We start from the raw sequence: 18,622 nt of genomic DNA on the forward strand, positions 1-18,622 counted from the left end.
GTCGGACCGTCCTCGATCATGCGCATGAGCGCGGCGCGATGTTCGTTCTTCAAGAGCGACGGTTGACCCGGCGCCTTGCGGTCAACGAGGCCACTCTCGCCATGCGCATTGAAGCGCAAAACCCAGTCGCGAACGACCTGGAGCGTCACGCCGCCAATCTTCGCCGCCTCGCCGCGCGGCGCGCCGTCGTAAATTGCGGCGAGCGCCAGGAGCCTGCGTGCCTGAGGCCCATCTTTCGCGCGCTTCGCAATCGCCCGAAGCGCATCCGCGTCAAAGTCTTCCCGCAGTCCAATCGCAGCCGCCATGGCGAACCCCCTGGAGTTCGCCAACTAGAATCAGACGAAAGACGATTCGTGAAGACCCAATGAGTCTGCTTCAATGGGGATCGGTATTACTTCTTCTCCTTGATGCTCGACGCTTGCCCTCGAGCTTGCCGTGCGGCTGTCAATGCTCGGCATAGCGCGGTTTGATCATTAAGACGCGCAGCGGAGGCGCCGGTTTGGACGCTTACACGCCCGGCGGATCTACATTCTGCTTGAAGAAGCCGACGCCGAGATAAGCGCCAACGGCGCCGCCGATGAGATTGGGCTTGCGGCTCTCCAGCGTGAAGAGCCGGCCGCCGTTCTTGTCCCGCCATGGCGCCTCCCAAACCTGGAACGGCCCGCGAGTCTGTTTCAGCCGTTCGAGAACCTGGGTGATATTTGCGGTGTTTAGCGCGGCGCTCATCGGCGCCACGGCTCTGCGAATGCCCTCTATGTTTCGCTCGTCATATTTGGGTGCGAGCAGTTCTCCGATGACCAGCCGCGCATCGTCGGCATCGACGCCAAGACCTTCGGGCAGATCCCAGCCCGTGATCTGATTGCGGCGCACGAGATCGCCGAGGATCGTCAGCCTCGCGAACTTGAGAACCTTGTCGCGAATGAGCCCTGGCGCATTTCTCACGCCGGGCAACAGCACCAGCTGGAGGAGGAAGCCGAGGAAACCGCCGACATTTTGTTCGATCACCATCGGCGCCACGCGATCAAAGCGCAAGCCAATGCGCGTCATCAGCCGGTCGAGGTCCGCCTGGGTAATCTGCGGCCAAGGCGGGAGCTCGATCGTCGCCTTCGCTGAGCCATAGAGCGGCACGAGGCAGTAAGAGACGGCGCCTGGAGGGTCGCTCGCTTCGCGCATGGCCGCGAACCGCGCCTTGTCGACCTGCGGCGGCCAGTCCGTCACGATCGGATGATTGGCGGGGACGGCGAATGAGGTCATCAGAAACTTCTGACAATTGCGTCATCCGAGTTGATAGTCGTGATCGCGGAACGCGCGGGCGACGAAGCCGCCGAAGCCGCCAAGCAGACCGCTGGCGATGCCATAGCGCTGCAATTTGCCCCCGACGACGCGGCGCGGACCAATGAGATAGCGGCTGCCGTGATCGGGGTCGACGGCAAGGGCGAGTTCGCTCGGCTTGAAGCGCGCCTGATCGATCAGCGATGGCATCAGCGAAGAGAACAGGCTGACGATATCGATCGCGGGCTCGCCTTCGTTGCGGATCGGCTTCGGTTCCGGAAAGGGCGAGATCATGACGACCGCCCGATCCGCCGAATCGAGGTCCCAGGGAAGGCCGGCGTCGGTCGCCTTGTCCTTTAGCGTGAAGCGGGCGTATTCGAACGGATCATTGTCGATGATGCCGCCGTCCGCGCAGGTGAACCAGAAGGGATTTTCAGCTTCTACGGCCGGCGGCCATTGCGGCTTGAGATTATCGATTCGCGCGATGTCGGCGCTGGGAAACCGCCGTCCATCATAGTCTTCCCTGGGCCTTGCGCCGATGAGGCGCGGCGCCAGCCCCACCGGAAAGGCGGAGGAGCCCAGGGCGCAGACGGCATAATCCTTCCATTGGTCTCTGGCCGCAGCGCTGGCGATCGTCCCGATGTCGAGTTTGGCGGATGGGTCGTGGTCGGCGAAATCGCTGCTCGTCGCCCAAGAGCCGACGCCACTCAGCACATAATGGGCGCGGTCGCCGTGGGAGATCATGTGATAGTCGCCGCCGCTGAAGGGCAAGGTCCATGGCACGCCGCGCAGATTGGAGAGCGTGAGATAAATATGGAGCGTCGCCGAGACATAGGGCCGTGGTCCTTCGACCTGTTCAACGGCGATCGCCTGCGCGGCGATTTCATCGAGCAGGCGTGAATTGAGCAGTGAAGCGACGGGAATGGGATCGTTCTTGCCCGGAAACGGCACCGCGCTGGTCCGCGAGAAGTCCGCCGTCGCCGGCGGGCGCGTATCGAGATCGTCGAGCACAAGGAAGTCTCGGACGCTCGCGTCGCCCGAATCGAGGGTCGAACGGACAACCCAGGAGTCATAAAGCTTTTGAAGCGTGTAGCGATAGACGAAGCCGGCCGTCGCAAAGGACTTGGACTCGGACTTCTCCGCAAGGGCGATAGCGCCGATCGCCGCCGTGATCGCGCCGGCCGAGGCGCCGGATATCACCTTGATTCCGACGCGATGATTGGGAACCGATCCGTTCTCGTCAGCGGCGCGCGCCTGTTCCCAACACTCCAGCGCCTCAACCAGGAAGTCGACGACGCCCGCGGTATAGGCGCCAGCCGAAATCGCGCCGGACATTGTGAGGCCGATCTGGAATTCCTTGCCTGAAAGTTGATGCATCTTCGTTCCCTCATCTCTCTTGCGCGGATATCGGCATGCGCGGGCGTTGGCGCGCGATCGAGCCGGTCAAGGACATCGGCCCGGCGGTCTCATGTGCGATGACAAGCGGCCGAACCCATCGCTCTGCATTTCGAGCTCATGATGTTTCGTTCGCGGAGGGAGTTTCGCGGCCAGTTCGCAGAAAATGGCCGGAGCATCAACGATGACCTACCGATCAATCGTACTGAAAATTGAGTCTTGCGCTTTTCTCTGCGTGCGTTTGCAGATGACGCGAAGATTATCGCAGCGCTTCGACACGGTCAACGAACCAGAGCAGCGCGAGAAGGAAAGCGACCACTGTCAGCGCCGGCGCAATAAAACTGACATAAAGTGTCTTGCGCCGCGCCGTAAACACAAGCGGCATGAGCAATAGAGCGACGGCGATCTGGCCGAGCTCGACCCCGCCGTTGAAGCCGGCAAGCGCATACAGCAGTCCAGACGTCGACAGACGCATCGGGCCGAGCGCCGTCGCGAAGGCGAGGCCATGCACCAGGCCAAAGCCGAATGCGATGGTCCAGCGTGCAATTGATAGAAGGGGCAGCAGATTGTCGATCGCCGCGCCCATGATCGTCGCGGCGACCGCAGGCTCGACGAATCTGGCCGGCGCGTCGATGAAATGAAACAGCGACAACGACAATGTGACGCCATGCGCCAAGGTAAAAGCGGTCAGGATCGTCAAGGTCTGCAGCGCGCTTTCGCCAAAGCCGTCGAGCGGCTTCCAGCCATTCTCGCTGCGGCGAAAGGCGGCGAAGATCATCAGCACGGCGACGAACAGCAGATGATCATAGCCGAACAGAATGTGGCTGACGCCGAAGCCGACGAAGTGAAGGAAGGAGCCGGACGTCGCATCATCAACGCGATCGAGATCAACGTCGGCGCGATCGGGCGACAGAACTTCCGACTGCTCGCCGGCAGGCGTCACGAGCGTGAGAAGTCCACGATGCGTCGGATCCAGATCGAAGAGCAGCCGGTAATGGAGGCGTCGCGGCGCTCGCGTAGGCTGACATTCGGCGTTGAACCGCAGCACCGCATAGGCCGCGCCGGCATGACGGTCGACGCGCATGTCGCTCGGGCGTAGCGCGCAGCCGTCGATCGACAGTCGATCATAGGCATATGCTTCGATCGCGTCGCGCCGCGCTTTCAATCGGCCCCAGGTGATGACTCCGTCATCGGGCGCGAGTCCGATCGCGGCGTCGAGATCGCGTAGCGAGATGTCCCATTGCCCGCTCGGGCGCCCTTGTGCATCGACATCGATATGAAGATAGCTGTCGGAGGAGAGATGCGCGCGCGCGGATTCGGTCTGCAGAGCGAGGGCGAGCTGCGCCGCGAGCGCGCAGAGGATCAGCCGGATCCACAAATTCGTGCATATCCTGAAGCGCAAACGGCCGCCGCAATCGTGACGGCGCCGACGCAGAGCCTCAGCCGAGGCGGGCGTGTCGCCATCGCGCGGCAAAGGACGCCGCCATGAGCGTATAGGCTGCGAGGGCCGCAGCGACCAGCGCCAACGCGCTCGCGTTGAGCGCTCGATCCCCGATCGTTTCGCCCGCGGCGCCGATCGCGCCCGCGACTAGGCCGCACAAGAGGGCCGCGATCAGAACCGGCCGCACGCCAAGTTGAAGACGAGCGACGCCTGCTGCGCCAAGCAAGACCAGAGCGACGATCGCCATCGTCACAGCGGAATGGCTTTCGATGCCTTTCTGACGCATCGCAAGCGCCGCGGCGAAGGCGCCGAGACCGATCGCGCCGACCAGAGCGGCGTCGGCGCGCTGTTGTTGCGTCCCGGCCCAGATCGCGAAAGCGACGATGAGCGCCGGGCGTTCAAAACTGAGCAGGAAATGGACGGCGCCCGACCAGAAGGCGCCGAGTGACGCGAATTCGGTATGCGCATGCGCCGGGGTCGCCAACGCGCCGAATGCAAGTGCAAGCAGCAAGACCCCCAAGACTCGGCGCACAGAACTGTTCCGCCGCCTTTGCGAAACCGGCGATGCGCCCGACGTCCGCCTAGCGGTCGGCGAGGATCGCATCCGCCGCCTTCTCGCCGATCATATATACCGCGCTCACGATGAAGAATCCGGGAATGCGCGGGAACACCGAGGCGTCGACGACCCGCAGGCTCTTCGCGCCGCGCACGCGGAAATTCGAATCGAGAACCGCGTCGCTGGCTCCGTCCGGTCCGATGGCGCAAGTGCAGGAGGCGTGATGGCCCCAGGACTGATAGCGCACGAAGTCGCGAATCTGCTCGTCGCTCGTCATGTCGCCGCCGGGCGATTCTTCCTCTTCGACGACGCCGAGTTCGATGAGCGGACGCGTGAGCGCGCGCACGAATTTCACGCCGTCGACCACCGAATCGAGATCCTCGTCGCGATCGGGCGTGCCCTCAGCGAAATAGCGGAAATTGATCTCCGGACGCTCGAGCGGATTGGTCGATTTAAGCTTCACATAGCCGGCGCGGTTGTTGGTGTGCGCCTTGAGCACGGCCCAGGTGAGACAATTGAGCCGCTCGACGACCCGCTTCGAATAACCGGGATAATAGCCGCGAAAATCGGCGAGCACGCCGAAGCAAAAGAGATCGGGCAACGGTCGCTCGTTCGCCGAGCGCTTGATGACGGCAAGCACGGCGCCATTCGTGCCATAGACGGAGCCGGTGTAGTCGTTCTGCGTGCGCAGCCACTCGGCGTATTGGGTGTCGGTGTTCTTATACTTTGCGCCTTTCAAGATGCCCCAATCGTCCTTGACGCGATTGACGACGCCGACCTCATAGCGGTCCTGCAGATTCTTGCCGACGCCCGGAAGATCGATCCGCGTCTTGATGCCGAACTGCGCCAACTCCTCTTTGGCGCCGACGCCGGAGAGCATCAGCAGTTGCGGCGTGTTGAAGGCGCCGCCAGCGAGGATCACCTCGCGCGTCGCATAGACCGAGCGTGTCTCGCCGGGCTCTCCGCTCGGATCATAATGCGCCTGATAGAGCTTCGCGCCCTTGCGATATTCGACGCCGATCGCGCGATTATTGTCGTCGAACAATACGCGCGTCGCCAGCGCGTCGAGTTCGATGGTCAGATTATCGGGATATTTCTGCTGCGTCTCGACAAGCCGCTCGCGCGTGCCCATGCGCTCGTGCTTGCGCGTATTGAGCGGCGGGTAATGCAGGCCGAAGGCGTTTTCGCGGACCAGCCGCCAATCATTGGGGTCGCCCTTGCCGAGCAGCCACCACAAGCCCCGCTGCAGGAGCGACGGCGACCGGCCGATCGCCGCCAGGATCGATATCTTCAAGGCTTCGACGAGGTCGAAATCGCCGAGCGCGGCCTTGGGGACGTTCTTCTCGGTACGCAGCCAGCCCTTCCAGCCATGGCGCGTTGGATTGATCCCGAGCATGCCGAGCAGGCGGAAGAAGAAGCGATGATTGCAGTTCTCGAGCTTTTCGAAATAGCCGCGCATATTGTCGGCGCGCCAAGAAGAGTCGCCGGTGAGATCGGCTATATGGTCCCAGTCCGCATTGTGCGGATAGACCATGATCATCGCATTATGCGCGGTGCAGCCGCCGAGACAGCCGGCGCGCGGATAGAGCACGCCGTCGACGCGCTTGCCGCTATGATCGTACTCGCGATATTTCTCGTCCTTTTTCTGGAGTTCCTGGTCTCCGTAATGGCGGACGAAAAAATCCCATTGCATCGCCTGATTCTCGGTCGAGCAGGCGTGAAATACCGGAACACGATAATCGTCGGGAAGACGCTCTTCATCGGGATAGGCCGCGTCGCCGGCTTGAAGGGTCAGCGGATCGCCGCCCGCCTCCAGCACTAGCACCTTGCAGCCGGCCTCAGCGAGGCGCGCCGCCACGGTGCCGCCGCCTGCGCCCGAGCCGACCACCACATATTCAAAGCTCGCCTTGTCGCTGAGGCTCATGGTCGTTTCCCCTACTTCGTCGGTTGGCCCGGACGCGCCTTGGCGGCCCGGGCCTCCGACGCTTCACATGGTTTTCAAGAATGCGATCAGAGCCTTCTTATCGGCGTCGCTCAGCCCCGGCTCCTCGGCGAAATAATCGGTGCCGAAGTAGTGACCGCGATTGACGACAAAGTCCGGACATTTGTTGAGTTCGAGCAAATCGCCGTAGGAGTGGGCGAAAGCCGCGCGCGCCTGATCGTCGCTCGCATTCGGCGGCAGCACCTTCAGCGTGAGCTTCAGCTTGGCGAGCAACTTCAGCACTTTCGCCTTGTGCAGCAGATTCTCGATCGGATCCTCATGTTTATCGAGATCGATATTGCCGATCAGCTGCACCGGCGTGCCTTTCGGGATCGGGCCGATGGCGATGCCGTCCTTGTCGACGAAATTGCTCAGGCGCAACGCGTCGACAAGCCATTTCACGTCTTCATTCGCGTTATCGGCCACCTGCAGCAGGTCAGGGAGATAGCCTTTCGGCACGCGCAGATAGCTCCTCTCCGTCGTCACATCGACGACGCCGTGCAGCTTCTTGCCCGAGGCCGTGACATATTCGATGTCCTTCTGGCCATATTGCTCATAAGCGCTGCCGCCGCGTTTCTCCGGCCACAGCATCTGTTCGATCGAACTGTCGAAGGACTTCAACCGGCTTTCCACCGACGGGCTCTCGTAGAATTTGCCGACGCTGTTGTTGAGCAGGAAGGGCGCGGTCGACCACAGGCTGACGAGCGACGCCGGCCGCGTATAGCCGCGACCGCCCGCCGGCATCTCATAGGGGCGCGGCGCGCCCGTATAGGGATCGTGGACGGTGATCGTTCCGACCGAAGGCAACTCCTTATAAGAGGTCGAGGAGAAATCGTTCCAAATGTTATCGCGGATCGCATTGGTCGCGAGCGGACTGCAGGCGTTGGTTTCCAGCAGAGACACCGGAACGCGAAGATCGGTCGACAGGAAGTTATCGGTGAGGAAGTCGCTCGCCTTGGCGATCTTCTTCGCCTCCTGCTTGAACTCGTCGGTCTTGGTGAACGACCAATAATTTTTCCAGCAGGTCAGATAGTCCTTGCCGACGCACCCCTTGTTCGGGAAGTAGCTGAAGGTCTTCTCGGGCAGTTTGCTCGAATGGCAGCGCAGGCAGCGTTCGCCGAACACCTCCTTGCCGCGCTCGAGGGTCGCCGAATCGGCGGCGACATATTTGTCTCCGCCCGGCGCGTTCTTCAGATAGTCGGGCTTGGCGGTTGCGACGAAGAACAGCGCGGTGTTGGGAGTCTGCGCCTCATTCGCCTGCCAATAGGTGGAATGGGCGCGTCCCGTCGCAATCGGAATGGGGGTGATCGGCTTGCCGCCGATCACGGCGTTAAAGTGCTCGAGCCATTCCTCGCTGAACAGGCCAATGTTGACAAAGACCCGGTTGAAGGAACCCAGCGCGCCGACCGAATCCGCGCCATCCTTCAGAACGCGCGGCGTGAACACCGTATCGGGCGCCTTGAAGAACTGCGTGAGCGGCGAATTGGCGGGAACATATTCGTTGAACTGCTTGTTCTGCTTCTCGCCCCCATTGAGCTTTTCCTGGCCGAATTTCAAGGCGAGTCCCACGCGCGGCCCGAGCTGGTAGATCGCGTTCATCGTTCGCGGATTGATGATGTAGTCGGTTGAGACCAGCGATGTGTCGAGCGCGCCCGGCCGCGAAACGTGGAAAAATTGCCAGGAGAAATCCTTCGGATCGGCCGCATAGGTGAAGATGCGGTCCCACCAGAAATATTGCGCGCCCGGATTGGAATTCAGATTCTCCCATTTCGGATTCTCCGGGTCGGCCGGCGGATTGGTCGGATTGGGGCTGACATGGCAAAAGCCGCAGGACATACCGACGCGATAGGGGCGCACCAGATCCTTATTGTTGTAATAGTCGGGATCTTTGTAAAAGCGCTCCGGATTCCAATTCTTTTCCGCTGCTTCATCGAAGTCGGGATTTGGGAATAATCTCAGCCCCACGATGCCGGTCGCATAACCGTAGTAGGAGCCCACCGGAAACTTGTCGCTGCGTCCGCGCGCCCCGATCTTGACGCCAGGATATTTCGCTTCGTCCTCGAAAGGATCGGGCGGGCAGCTCGGATCGCGCGTGTCGAGCCAGAGGCCGAAGCGATCCGCGCGGGGGCCGGTCGCCTTCTTGAAGCAGGGCTCATTGACCAGCCCTAAATAGCTCCAGCGATTGTCGCGGCTGAATTTCGTGAGGCTCGGATGGCTCGATAAGGTCTTCAGGAAATCGAGTCCGCCGAAGGACTTCTTGTTCAAGACGTCCCACAGCCGATCGTTGCCGGCGGTCCACACCACCCAATTATTGCGCCCGATCACCGCCGCTTTGAGCGCCGCCTCGGGCGTGACGCCAGGAAGATAGGGTTGCAAGGCCTTGGCCAGATCTTCCGGATGTTTGGTCGCGCCGTAATCCATGTCGGCGTAATAATCGTCATCCGCGCCGGGCATGGACTCCGGCGTGCGTCCGACGCACATGGCTTCGTCCTTAACGTTGCCGGCGCCGGAGCCGCAATCCTCGCTGGCTCTCGCCGCGCCGCCGATCGATCCGCAAGCGCCAGCCAGCGCCGCCGCGATCGCCAAGCTCCGCAGGAATCTATCGAGCATCGTACCCTCCCCAATGTCGAATGCCCAAAATTCGTGTGCCGTGTGCGCCGCAGCGATCGACGCCGCGGCGGAAGGAAAGATCGCGCCGCGCAAGACGCGGCGCTGCAAAATCCGTTACATGCCTAAAAGGCGGCCCGTCGTCTGAACCAGCGAATCACGCTGAGAAGAATTAGAAGCAAGACAAGCGCGACGATCCCGATCTGCACGGCCGGCCGCGCAAAAAAACGATAGACGTAAGGCCCGGGTGCACCCTCAGGCTGGGGTTTGAACGGCCAAGGCTCCGCAAGATAGGGAAATTCATTCGACAGAGGCTTGTCGTTGACCGTTGCGCGCGGCCATTGCGTCGTGTCGATGAAAGCGTTTTCCTGGAGCGGACAATCGCCCTGCGCGCAGGTGAGCAGCGCGACGTCATCCTCGAGACGACGGCCGTTTGGAAATCCGGGCGGCCGCGTCGTGGTGAACACCATCACATCGGGAACGGAGTCGTAGTGGCGAATGAAAAAGCCGCTCAACTGATTCAAATTGGCGAGCGGCGGCAGCCATTGCTTGAGAAAGTCCTGAATCTTGGCCCGAGACTCGCCCTTTTCGCGAATCTCCGCCATATGCTGCGACGGCGGAATGGTATTTAAGATTTCGAAGCGGCCGAGCTGTGTGCGGTTCGAGCGTCCGACGTGGTCGATCTGCTCGCCGCCGTTCACGCGCTTGCTTGTGGCCCACAGCAGCCAATTCTCTGCATGTTCGGGAAAAGCGGATTTCGGAATGCTGAACGCCATAGTGACGACGTTCACCTTGAAGAATCGAGGAAAGATGAACGGATCGTCGCGAATGCCAGAATAAACCTGGATGTTTTGCGGATCGCCGAGTCCTTTGAAGGACTTCTCCTTCACCGTCGTATCGTTGTTGAGACGGACCCGAATGGTGGCGTCCGGCGCTATGCCCTCGGGAGCTTCGATCGTGGCGCCGTAGCGCGCGACGTCTTCGGCCTTGTCGAAGCGGAGCTTCGTGTGAAAATCCAGATGGATGTCATATTCGAAGGGCTCGAGATTGTAGGGCGGCGACCCGATCAGCGAGCGGCGCACGTCGAGGATTGCGACCCACCGGTCGCCGTCGGGGTAAAAGAAGAGGCCGGTGATGTTGGCTTCCTGTTCGTCCTCCGCGAGCCACATGGGATCGGCGTGGTCCGAGGCGCGCCCCGGTCCTGGAATAAGCAAAGCGGAGAACAGGAAGAGCGCGGCGAATAATTGCTTGGTCATGTCGGCCATGCTGGCCATGTTCGTGCGAGCCATCAAACCCTCACTCAAATAAATATTCCCAGCCAAGAAATGATGCTCCACGGGAAGTTATCGAACACTAACTACCCGTTGCGCGCACGATACGATCGGTTCATATTTTTTACAAGGCTCAAAAAATATTCCACCTCTCGATCTCGACGCGTTGCGAGCGCGGAATGGGCGAGCGCTGATGCGACTCTTTATGTTTATGTCATGTATGTGCGTCGCAGCTATGGCCTGCGCCAACGCGTTCGGCGCGCCTTTCGTTCCCACCGACGACAATCAGTTTTTGGAGCGGTTGCCGCGCGCCGCTGCGCCGATGGGAGCCGAATTGCGCGATCTGCGGGCGCGATCGGGCGATGTCGCAGCCTCAATCGAACTCGCGCAGAAATTTGTGACGCTCGGCAGCGAAGACTCCGATCCGCGCTATTTCGGATATGCGGCCGGCGTTCTTGCGCCCTTGTGGAAATTGGCGGAGCCTCCAGCGAAGGCGCTTCTGCTGCGCGCGATGATCGCGCAGAATCGCCATGACTTTGACGGCGCGCTCGCCGACGTCGACGCCGTGATAAAATCCGATCCAGCCAATCTTCAAGCATGGCTTATGCGCGCGGCGATCAGCAAAGTCCTCGGCCATTTGGATGAGGCGCGCGCGAGCTGCGCGCCGCTTGCCGCATCTAGCGAGCCGCTGCTGACTGTCGCCTGTGTGTGTGATGCGGCGAGCCTCATGGGCGGGTCGCGCGAAGCGGCGGATGCGCTTGAGCAAACGCTCGAAGAGCGACCTAAGGCGACGCCCGAGAGACAAAGATGGGCGCTGACCATTCTCGCCGAGATCGTTGCAAGGCGGGGCGAGGCGCAACGCGCCGAACGTGCGTTCAAGAAGGCGATCGAGGCCGCCAAGCCGACCGCCTATCTCCTCGCCGCTTACGCCGACTTCTTGCTTGACGAAGAGCGTTTCGCAGATGCGGCGGCGCTGCTCGCCGGCGAGGCCCGCATCGACGCCGCGCTATTGCGCCTCGCGCTCGCTGAGCAGCGACTCGGCGCGGAAGGTCTTGCTGAGCATGTATCGCTGATCGAGGAGCGCTTTGCCGCCTCCCGCCGTCGCGGCGAGGCTTTCCACCTTGGCGATGAGGCGCGTTTCACGCTTTATTTGCTGCGCGATCCGGCCAGGGCGCTGCGTCTCGCCGAGCAGAACTGGCGCGTGCAGCGCACGCCCGCGGACGCGCGCATTTTGTATGAGTCCGCCGTCGCGTCGGGCGACGCTGACGCCGCCCGGAAGGCGCAGGCCTTTCTGACGCGCGCCGGAATGAGCGAAGAGCGCCTCACGCGCCTTTCCGATCAGGCATGTCGCGCGACGACGCAGCAGAGCGGACGATAAGTGCGGCGCATCCCGTTTTTTTGGCGCGCCCGATCGCTTACGCGCGCGCGGACGCTGGCGTCGACGCGAACTCTCATCCCAGACCGTAGCGCGCGAGCGTTGCGGCGAGCGGTTCCGAAGGACGGGCGCCGCTGGTAAAGACGGCGCGGCGAAACGCTGGCTGGTCCGCCGCCGCGTCGGCGCCGAAGCGCTCGCCGAGCAACTGATCCGCGCGACGCGCGATCGCCGGCGCCGGGTCGATCCATTCCACCGGCCAGGGCGCAAGCCGTTCGAACTCATCGATCAACAGCGGATAATGCGTGCACGCAAGAACGACGGCGTCGGTGCGCCTGCCGCTTTCTTCTTTAAAGCAGGGCGCAATTTCGATGGCGATGTCGGCGTCGCTCGCCCTCTCCCCATGCATATAGCGCTCGGCGAGACTCGCCAGGCGCTTTGAGCCGACGAGCGTCACCGCGCAATGCGCCGCGAATGTCGCGATGAGGTTTTGCGTATAATCGCGCGCCACCGTGCCCGGCGTGCCAAGCACCGAGATCATCTTTGACCGCGTGCGCTCGGCCGCCGGCTTGATCGCCGGCACGGTGCCGACAAAGGGCAAGGCCGGCCAGTCGACGCGCAGAGAGGGCAGAACGATCGTCGACGCGGTGTTGCAGGCGATGACGACCATATCCGGCGCGTGATCGGCGATCAGCTCGCCCATGAGCTTCGTCACGCGCTCAATGAGCTCGGGCTCCTTCCAAGACCCATAGGGAAAGCCAGCGTCATCCGCGCAATACAGGTAGTCCGCATGCGGCCGCAGCTTGACGATCTCGGCAAAGACCGTGAGGCCGCCGAGGCCGGAATCAAAGACGAGGAGTTTGGGCGGTCGGGTCATATGAAGCAAATCGTCTGGCCTATACAACAAGCTTCTTGACCCGAGATCAATTCGCCGGCGCCGAGTACGTTTGGCGGTCTGCTAAAGGCCGGGCAAGAAGCGCGAGCCCCAAGAAATCGACCAAGGTCGATTAGAACGGCAGATTAAATACCCGCGCCGGCGCGAGCGCGCCCTGGACGATTTCGCCGAAGGCGACCGGCACGCCGCCGCAAGCAGCGTAGACGACGCCCTCATGCGGCGCGTCGCGGCCGCGCAGAATCACCGAGCCGCCGCGCCGCAGCCGCGCCGCCGTGTCGCGATCGACGACGACGCAGGGCAAATCCGCCAATCCGGCCTCGACCGACAGCAGCGCCGCTCCGGCCATGTTCTGAGTTTCGATCTCATCGAGCGTGTAGGCGTCTTCTTCGGCGAAGGGGCCGACGCGCGTGCGTCTCAGGGCCGTGACGTGGCCGAAACAACCCAAACCGCGGCCGAGATCGCGGGCGAGCGCGCGCACATAGGCGCCCTTGCCGCACTCCATGACGAATGTCGCCTCGTCGCGCGAGGCTTCGATCAGCGTCAGCGAGTCGATCCTGACCGCACGGGGCTTCAACTCAACATGCTCGCCCTCGCGCGCAATGTCATAGGCGCGCTCGCCGGCGATCTTGATCGCCGAGAATTGCGGCGGCGTCTGCAAAATCTCGCCGGTAAACTCTGGCAGCAAAGCTTCGATGGCGGCGCGCTCTGGCCGCGCCGCACTCTCCTGCGTCACGCGTCCATCGGAATCGTCCGTGTCGGTCTCGACTCCCCACCGCACGGTGAAGCGGTAGGCTTTCTCGCCGTCCTGCACAAAAGGCACGGTCTTGGTCGCTTCACCGAAGGCGACGGGAAGAATGCCGGACGCGAGCGGATCTAGCGTGCCGGCATGGCCGGCTTTTTGCGCGTTGTAAATGCGCTTAAGGCGCGACACCGCCTGCGTCGAGGTGATGCCGACCGGCTTATCCAGCGCCACCCAACCGTCCACGACGACGCGGTCCGATCTTTTTTTGCTCATTCGTCGACGCCATTCTTTTCGCCGTCGTCGCCGTCGGCGAGATCGCGCTTCACACGGTCAGAGCTGAGCAGCGCGTCGATGCGCGACACATTGTCGAATGTGTCGTCGATGCGAAAGCGGATTTCGGGCGCGAATTTCAAATTCACCTCATGTGCAATTTCCCCGCGCAGAAACCGCTTGTGTCGATCGAGGGCGGCAAGCACTTCGGGTTCGTCCTGTCCGCCGAGAGGTATGACATAAATCGTCGCGAGCTTGAGATCGGGACTCATCTTCACGCGCGAAACCGTGACGACATGCTTGTCCAGCACGGGATCATTGATGTCGCCGCGCGAGAACATCTGCGCCAGAGCGTGGCGCACGAGTTCGCCGACGCGCAACATGCGCTGCGACGGCGCGCCGGCCTGTGAGTGATGCGCTCTGGACATAACAGCTGCTTGGTTGCGTAAGCTTGAAAAAAGTCGTCATTGCGAGCCAAGCGAAGCAATCCAGGCCCATGAAGCGGCCTTCCTGGATTGCTTCGTCGCTTCGCTGCTCGCAATGACGGGCGATGATCGCGACGAATGGACTACAGCGTCCGCTTGATCTCCTCGACGCGGTAGCACTCGATGACGTCGCCGGCGCGCATGTCCTGGTAGTTCTCGAACGCCATGCCGCACTCCTGTCCGGCGGCGACTTCCTTGACCTCGTCCTTGAAGCGCTTGAGGGTGGAGAGCTTGCCTTCATGGACGACGACATTGTCGCGGATGAGCCGGACATTGGCGCCGCGCTCGACATTGCCGTCGGTGACGCGGCAGCCGGCGACCTTGCCGACCTTCGAAATATCGAAGACTTCGAGGATCGTCGCATTGCCGAGCATGGTCTCGCGCAGCGTCGGCGCCAACAGGCCGGACATCGCCGCTTTCACGTCATCCACGAGATTGTAGATGATGTTGTAATAGCGGATCTCGATGCCGGAGCGTTCGGCGGCGTCGCGCGCCTCTTTGTGCGCGCGCACATTGAAGCCGATGACCGCGGCGTTGGAGGCTTCGGCAAGCGAGATATCGGATTCCGAAATGCCGCCGACGCCGGCATGCACGATGCGCGCGCCGACCTCTTCGGTGCCGAGCTTTTCGAGCGCCGCGGCGATGGCTTCGACCGAACCCTGCACGTCGCCCTTGATGACGAGCGGAAATTCCTTGCGGCCCGCCGTCTTGAGCTGGCTCATCATGTCGGAGAGCGAACCGCGCGCGGAACCGCCGCGAGCGGCGATCTTGTCGCGCTTCATACGCTCGCGATATTCGGCGATCTCCCTCGCGCGGGCTTCCGACTCGACCACGGCGACGCGGTCGCCGGCTTCGGGCGTGCCGCTGAAGCCGAGAATTTCGACCGGCAGGCTCGGACCGGCTTCGGGACGGGAGGCGCCCTGATCGTCGAGCAGCGCGCGCACGCGGCCCCACTGGGTTCCCGCGACGACAATGTCGCCGACATGAAGCGTGCCGCGCTGGACCAGCATGGTCGCCACCGGGCCGCGACCCCTATCGAGACGCGCCTCGATGACCGTGCCTTCGGCGGCGCGATCGGGGTTGGCCTTGAGGTCGAGCACCTCGGCCTGCAACGCGATCAGTTCGAGCAGCTTGTCGAGATTGGTCTTCTGCTTCGCCGAGACTTCGACTTCGAGCGTCTCGCCGCCCATGGACTCGACCTGCACCTCATGCTGCAGCAGTTCGGTGCGCACCCGCTCAGGCTTGGCGTCCGGCTTGTCGATCTTGTTGACGGCGACGATCAGCGGCACATGGGCGGCGCGGGCGTGATTGATCGCCTCGATCGTCTGCGGCATGACGCCGTCGTCGGCCGCGACGACCAGCACGACGATGTCAGTCACCTTGGCGCCGCGCGCGCGCATCGCCGTGAAGGCGGCGTGGCCCGGCGTATCGATGAAGGTGATCGGCTGCCCGCCCGGCGACGTGACCTGGTAAGCGCCGATATGCTGGGTGATGCCGCCCGCCTCGCCAGCGACCACATCGGCGTGACGAATGGCGTCGAGCAGCGACGTCTTGCCGTGGTCGACATGGCCCATGATGGTGACGACCGGCGGGCGCGGCTCAAGATTGGCCTCGGCGTCGGGCGTGTCGAACAGGCCTTCCTCGACGTCCGATTCCGCGACGCGCTTGACGGCGTGACCCATTTCCTCGGCGACCAGCTGCGCAGTGTCGGCGTCGATGACGTCGGTGATCTTGTACATCTCGCCCTGCTTCATCAGCAGGCGGATGACGTCGACCGCGCGCTCCGACATGCGGTTCGCGAGTTCCTGAATTGTGATCGTCTCGGGCAGAACGACTTCGCGGGAAATCTTTTCCTTCTGCTCCACCTGGCCCCGGAACAGGCGCTGCTGCCGGCGTTTGAAGGAGGCGACCGAGCGCGTGCGCTCTTCGTCGGTTCCGGCTGTGGCCGTGGCGAGTGTCAGGCGGCCGCGATCCTTCATGGCGCCGCTGCGGGAAGGCGCCGGCCGCGGTGGAGTGGGCGGCGAAAAGCCGCCGATCTGGCGCACCGGCGGGCGGCGCAGTTGCTCGGTTTCTCCCCCCGGACGCGCGGCGGCCGGCCGCGGCATTGCGGCGCTGGGCGCTACGCGCGGCGGCGTTAGCCCAGCGGCTTCCGGCGGCAGTCGACGACGCGCCTCATCCTCGGATTTACGCTTCGATTCCGCTTCGCGCGCGAGACGATCTTCTTCCTCGCGCTTGCGCGCGTCGGCTGCGGCGCGTTCGGCGAACTCGCGCTCGTCGCGATCCGCGCGGGCCTTCGCGTCGATTTCGGCGCGGCGGCGATCATCCTCTTCGCGCGATTTGGCGTCGACCAGCGCGCGGGCGCGGGCCTCGCGCTCCTCGTCGGTCAATGCGCGCAGCACGACTCCGGAGCCTGAACGCGTCGCGGGCGCAGGACGCTGGGCCTCGGATTTCGGCGCGACTTTTGGGGCCGCCGCCGCCGGCTCCGCAACCGCGGGCGGCGCGCCGGCGGGTTTCGCCGTTTCGACGTGCCCGGGGGCGCGGCGCTTTACCTTCTCAACCACGACCACTTTCGAACGGCCGTGGGAGAAGCTCTGGCGGACCATGCCGTGCTCGACCGGTCGCTGCTTCAAGTGCAACGTCTTCGACGGCGCGACGGTCAGAGTTTTGTCGCCGCTGTTCTCGCCTTCGCTCATCCAGTTCCCAATCCTGGGTCGCTCGACCCGTTAACCTTCTTTTGCGCAGCTATCCGGCTTCGCTTCGATTTCTTCGCCCGCCGCGGTCGCGCCGTCGATGCTTACGCCCCGATAGGCGGCAAGTCGACGGCACCGCGCGACAAAAGCCGTGCTCGGCCCGCCCTCGGCGAGGGCAGCATGTATCACATTTGTGCGCCCCAACGCCAAATCCAATTGCAGCGACGAAAATAAGCCGATGACAGGCGCCGTGGATCCTGCGCGCCGCGCCGCTTGGGCAAGCTTCCGCTTGCCGTCTTCCCTACCGTCGCACGCTTCGACAAGCGCCCCGACGCCGCCTTGCGCGAGCGCTTCGGCGACCTTGCCAAAGCCGGCCATGACGGCGCCTGCCTTGTTGGCGAGCGACAGCATCCTAAGACAGTCGGCCTCAAGCAACCGGTCGACGTCATCGGCAAGCTGCGGAGCCGGGTCGACACGCGTTTTCAGAGAGCGCGCGAACAAACTCTTGCGCGCCGCCTGCGCGACGATGTCGGCGCGCGCCGTCACCCAGACGCCGCGGCCGGGCAGGCTCGCCTTGATGTCGGGCGCAAGCGCGCCGTCGGGTCCGCACACGAAGCGGATCATCGCCTCGGGCGCGCCGCGCTGGCGCGTCACGATGCAGGTCCTCTCCGAAACATGCGGCTCGCGGGTCATGCCTTCCATCACATCCGCTATTCGCCTTGCGGCTCAGCTTCAGGCTCGGCCTCAACCGCAGCGACCGGCTCCTCGATCCAGCCGGCGCGCACCCGCGCCGTCATGATCATTGCTTCGGCCTCTTCGCGCGACAGATCGATGCCCTCGAAAAACCCCTCGTGCTTGACCGTTTCGCCATCCTTCTTTTCGCTCCAGCCGACAAGGTCGTCCGGGATGCAGCCGGCGAAATCCTCGATCGTCTTCACATCGTTTTCGCCGAGCCTCACCATCATCGCGGTCGTCAGGCCGTCGATCTCGCGCAATTCGTCGACGACGCCGAGCTCTTTTCGGCGCGCCTCATTCTCGGCCTCGATGCGCTCCAGATAATTCTTCGCGCGGTTCTGAATTTCGCCGGCCGTTTCCTCGTCGAAACCTTCAATCGAGCCCAGTTCGGATAGATCGACATAAGCGAGCTCCTCGACCGAGCGGAAGCCTTCAGAGGCCAGCAGACGGCCCACGACCTCGTCGACGTCGATCGCGCCCATGAACACTTTCGTGCGCTCGATGAATTCCCTCTGCCGGCGCTCCGACTCCTCGGCCTCGGTCAGAATGTCGATGTCCCAGCCCGTCAGCTGCGAGGCGAGGCGCACATTCTGGCCGCGGCGGCCGATGGCGAGCGAAAGCTGATCGTCGGGAACGACGACCTCGATGCGCGAACTGTCTTCGTCGAGGACGACCTTGACCACCTCAGCGGGCTGCAGCGCATTGACGATGAACGTCGCTGCGTCGGCAGACCAGGGAATGATGTCGATGCGCTCCCCCTGGAGCTCGCCGACGACAGCCTGAACGCGGGAGCCGCGCATGCCGACGCAGGCGCCGACCGGGTCGATCGAAGAATCGCGCGACACCACGGCGATCTTGGCGCGCGAGCCGGGATCGCGGGCCACCGACTTCACCTCGATGACGCCGTCAT

15 protein-coding genes are annotated in these 18,622 nt (G+C 63.1%); 1 reads left to right on the plus strand and 14 read right to left on the minus strand.

The window, feature by feature from the left end; genetic code table 11:
• The 8 genes from QZ964_RS12010 to QZ964_RS12045 form a co-directional block, all read right to left on the minus strand.
• The coding region (locus tag QZ964_RS12010; RefSeq protein ID WP_292531264.1) for a helix-turn-helix domain-containing protein at positions 1–305 on the minus strand (305 nt) is incomplete at its 3' end.
• A gap of 202 nt (positions 306–507) precedes the next feature.
• Positions 508–1,254: a hypothetical protein gene (locus tag QZ964_RS12015; protein ID WP_292531897.1), complete on the minus strand. Its 747-nt coding sequence runs from the start codon at positions 1,252–1,254 to the stop codon at positions 508–510.
• A 21-nt stretch (positions 1,255–1,275) separates the two neighbouring features.
• Complete coding sequence (locus QZ964_RS12020) at positions 1,276–2,649, minus strand: patatin-like phospholipase family protein (protein ID WP_292531898.1); 1,374 nt, start codon at positions 2,647–2,649, stop codon at positions 1,276–1,278.
• A 277-nt stretch (positions 2,650–2,926) separates the two neighbouring features.
• Positions 2,927–4,141, minus strand: coding sequence for a HupE/UreJ family protein (locus tag QZ964_RS12025; protein WP_292531899.1), 1,215 nt, complete (start codon positions 4,139–4,141; stop codon positions 2,927–2,929).
• The gene (locus QZ964_RS12030; protein WP_292531900.1) at positions 4,107–4,640 is read right to left on the minus strand and encodes a hypothetical protein; all 534 of its coding nucleotides are present in this window, start codon (positions 4,638–4,640) and stop codon (positions 4,107–4,109) included. The genes QZ964_RS12025 and QZ964_RS12030 overlap by 35 nt, the downstream gene beginning before the upstream one ends.
• A gap of 49 nt (positions 4,641–4,689) precedes the next feature.
• Complete coding sequence (locus tag QZ964_RS12035; RefSeq protein WP_292531901.1) at positions 4,690–6,588, minus strand: GMC family oxidoreductase; 1,899 nt, start codon at positions 6,586–6,588, stop codon at positions 4,690–4,692.
• A 63-nt stretch (positions 6,589–6,651) separates the two neighbouring features.
• Complete coding sequence (locus QZ964_RS12040; RefSeq protein ID WP_292531902.1) at positions 6,652–9,255, minus strand: hypothetical protein; 2,604 nt, start codon at positions 9,253–9,255, stop codon at positions 6,652–6,654.
• A gap of 122 nt (positions 9,256–9,377) precedes the next feature.
• Positions 9,378–10,541, minus strand: coding sequence for a hypothetical protein (locus tag QZ964_RS12045; RefSeq protein WP_292531903.1), 1,164 nt, complete (start codon positions 10,539–10,541; stop codon positions 9,378–9,380).
• Positions 10,542–10,758: 217 nt separating this feature from the next.
• Between QZ964_RS12045 and QZ964_RS12050 the strand changes: the two genes are divergently transcribed.
• On the plus strand, positions 10,759–11,901 hold the full coding sequence (locus QZ964_RS12050) for a hypothetical protein (RefSeq protein WP_292531904.1): 1,143 nt from the start codon (positions 10,759–10,761) through the stop codon (positions 11,899–11,901).
• 73 nt (positions 11,902–11,974) lie between these two features.
• On the opposite strand, the gene murI is transcribed toward QZ964_RS12050, so the two are convergent.
• The 6 genes from murI to QZ964_RS12080 all read right to left on the minus strand — a co-directional run.
• Complete coding sequence (gene murI, locus QZ964_RS12055) at positions 11,975–12,772, minus strand: glutamate racemase (RefSeq protein ID WP_292531905.1); 798 nt, start codon at positions 12,770–12,772, stop codon at positions 11,975–11,977.
• A gap of 130 nt (positions 12,773–12,902) precedes the next feature.
• Complete coding sequence (gene truB, locus QZ964_RS12060) at positions 12,903–13,805, minus strand: tRNA pseudouridine(55) synthase TruB (protein WP_292531906.1); 903 nt, start codon at positions 13,803–13,805, stop codon at positions 12,903–12,905.
• On the minus strand, positions 13,802–14,230 hold the full coding sequence (gene rbfA, locus QZ964_RS12065) for a 30S ribosome-binding factor RbfA (RefSeq protein WP_292531907.1): 429 nt from the start codon (positions 14,228–14,230) through the stop codon (positions 13,802–13,804). Before rbfA ends, truB begins: the two co-directional genes overlap by 4 nt.
• Before the next feature lie 140 nt (positions 14,231–14,370).
• On the minus strand, positions 14,371–16,980 hold the full coding sequence (infB, locus tag QZ964_RS12070) for a translation initiation factor IF-2 (RefSeq protein ID WP_292531908.1): 2,610 nt from the start codon (positions 16,978–16,980) through the stop codon (positions 14,371–14,373).
• Between the two features lie 30 nt (positions 16,981–17,010).
• A complete protein-coding gene (locus tag QZ964_RS12075; protein ID WP_292531909.1) occupies positions 17,011–17,670 on the minus strand; it encodes an RNA-binding protein in 660 nt (219 codons plus the stop codon).
• Between the two features lie 17 nt (positions 17,671–17,687).
• A partial coding sequence (locus tag QZ964_RS12080) for a transcription termination/antitermination protein NusA (protein WP_292531910.1) occupies positions 17,688–18,622 on the minus strand: 935 nt, incomplete at its 5' end.

Origin of the sequence: Methylocystis sp. (assembly GCF_021731785.1) — a bacterium.
Classification (GTDB): Bacteria; Pseudomonadota; Alphaproteobacteria; order Rhizobiales; family Beijerinckiaceae; genus Methylocystis.

Bases quoted from the DNA above. Each gene is read 5' to 3' on its own strand.
- QZ964_RS12035 (WP_292531901.1), bottom strand. From the start codon at position 6,588: ATGAGCCTCAGCGACAAGGCGAGCTTTGAATATGTGGTGGTCGGCTCG.
- QZ964_RS12045 (WP_292531903.1), bottom strand. From the start codon at position 10,541: ATGGCTCGCACGAACATGGCCAGCATGGCCGACATGACCAAGCAATTA.
- murI (WP_292531905.1), bottom strand. From the start codon at position 12,772: ATGACCCGACCGCCCAAACTCCTCGTCTTTGATTCCGGCCTCGGCGGC.
- infB (WP_292531908.1), bottom strand. From the start codon at position 16,980: ATGAGCGAAGGCGAGAACAGCGGCGACAAAACTCTGACCGTCGCGCCG.
- QZ964_RS12050 (WP_292531904.1), top strand. From the start codon at position 10,759: ATGGCCTGCGCCAACGCGTTCGGCGCGCCTTTCGTTCCCACCGACGAC.
- rbfA (WP_292531907.1), bottom strand. From the start codon at position 14,230: ATGTCCAGAGCGCATCACTCACAGGCCGGCGCGCCGTCGCAGCGCATG.
- QZ964_RS12020 (WP_292531898.1), bottom strand. From the start codon at position 2,649: ATGCATCAACTTTCAGGCAAGGAATTCCAGATCGGCCTCACAATGTCC.
- QZ964_RS12015 (WP_292531897.1), bottom strand. From the start codon at position 1,254: ATGACCTCATTCGCCGTCCCCGCCAATCATCCGATCGTGACGGACTGG.
- QZ964_RS12075 (WP_292531909.1), bottom strand. From the start codon at position 17,670: ATGACCCGCGAGCCGCATGTTTCGGAGAGGACCTGCATCGTGACGCGC.
- truB (WP_292531906.1), bottom strand. From the start codon at position 13,805: ATGAGCAAAAAAAGATCGGACCGCGTCGTCGTGGACGGTTGGGTGGCG.
- QZ964_RS12040 (WP_292531902.1), bottom strand. From the start codon at position 9,255: ATGCTCGATAGATTCCTGCGGAGCTTGGCGATCGCGGCGGCGCTGGCT.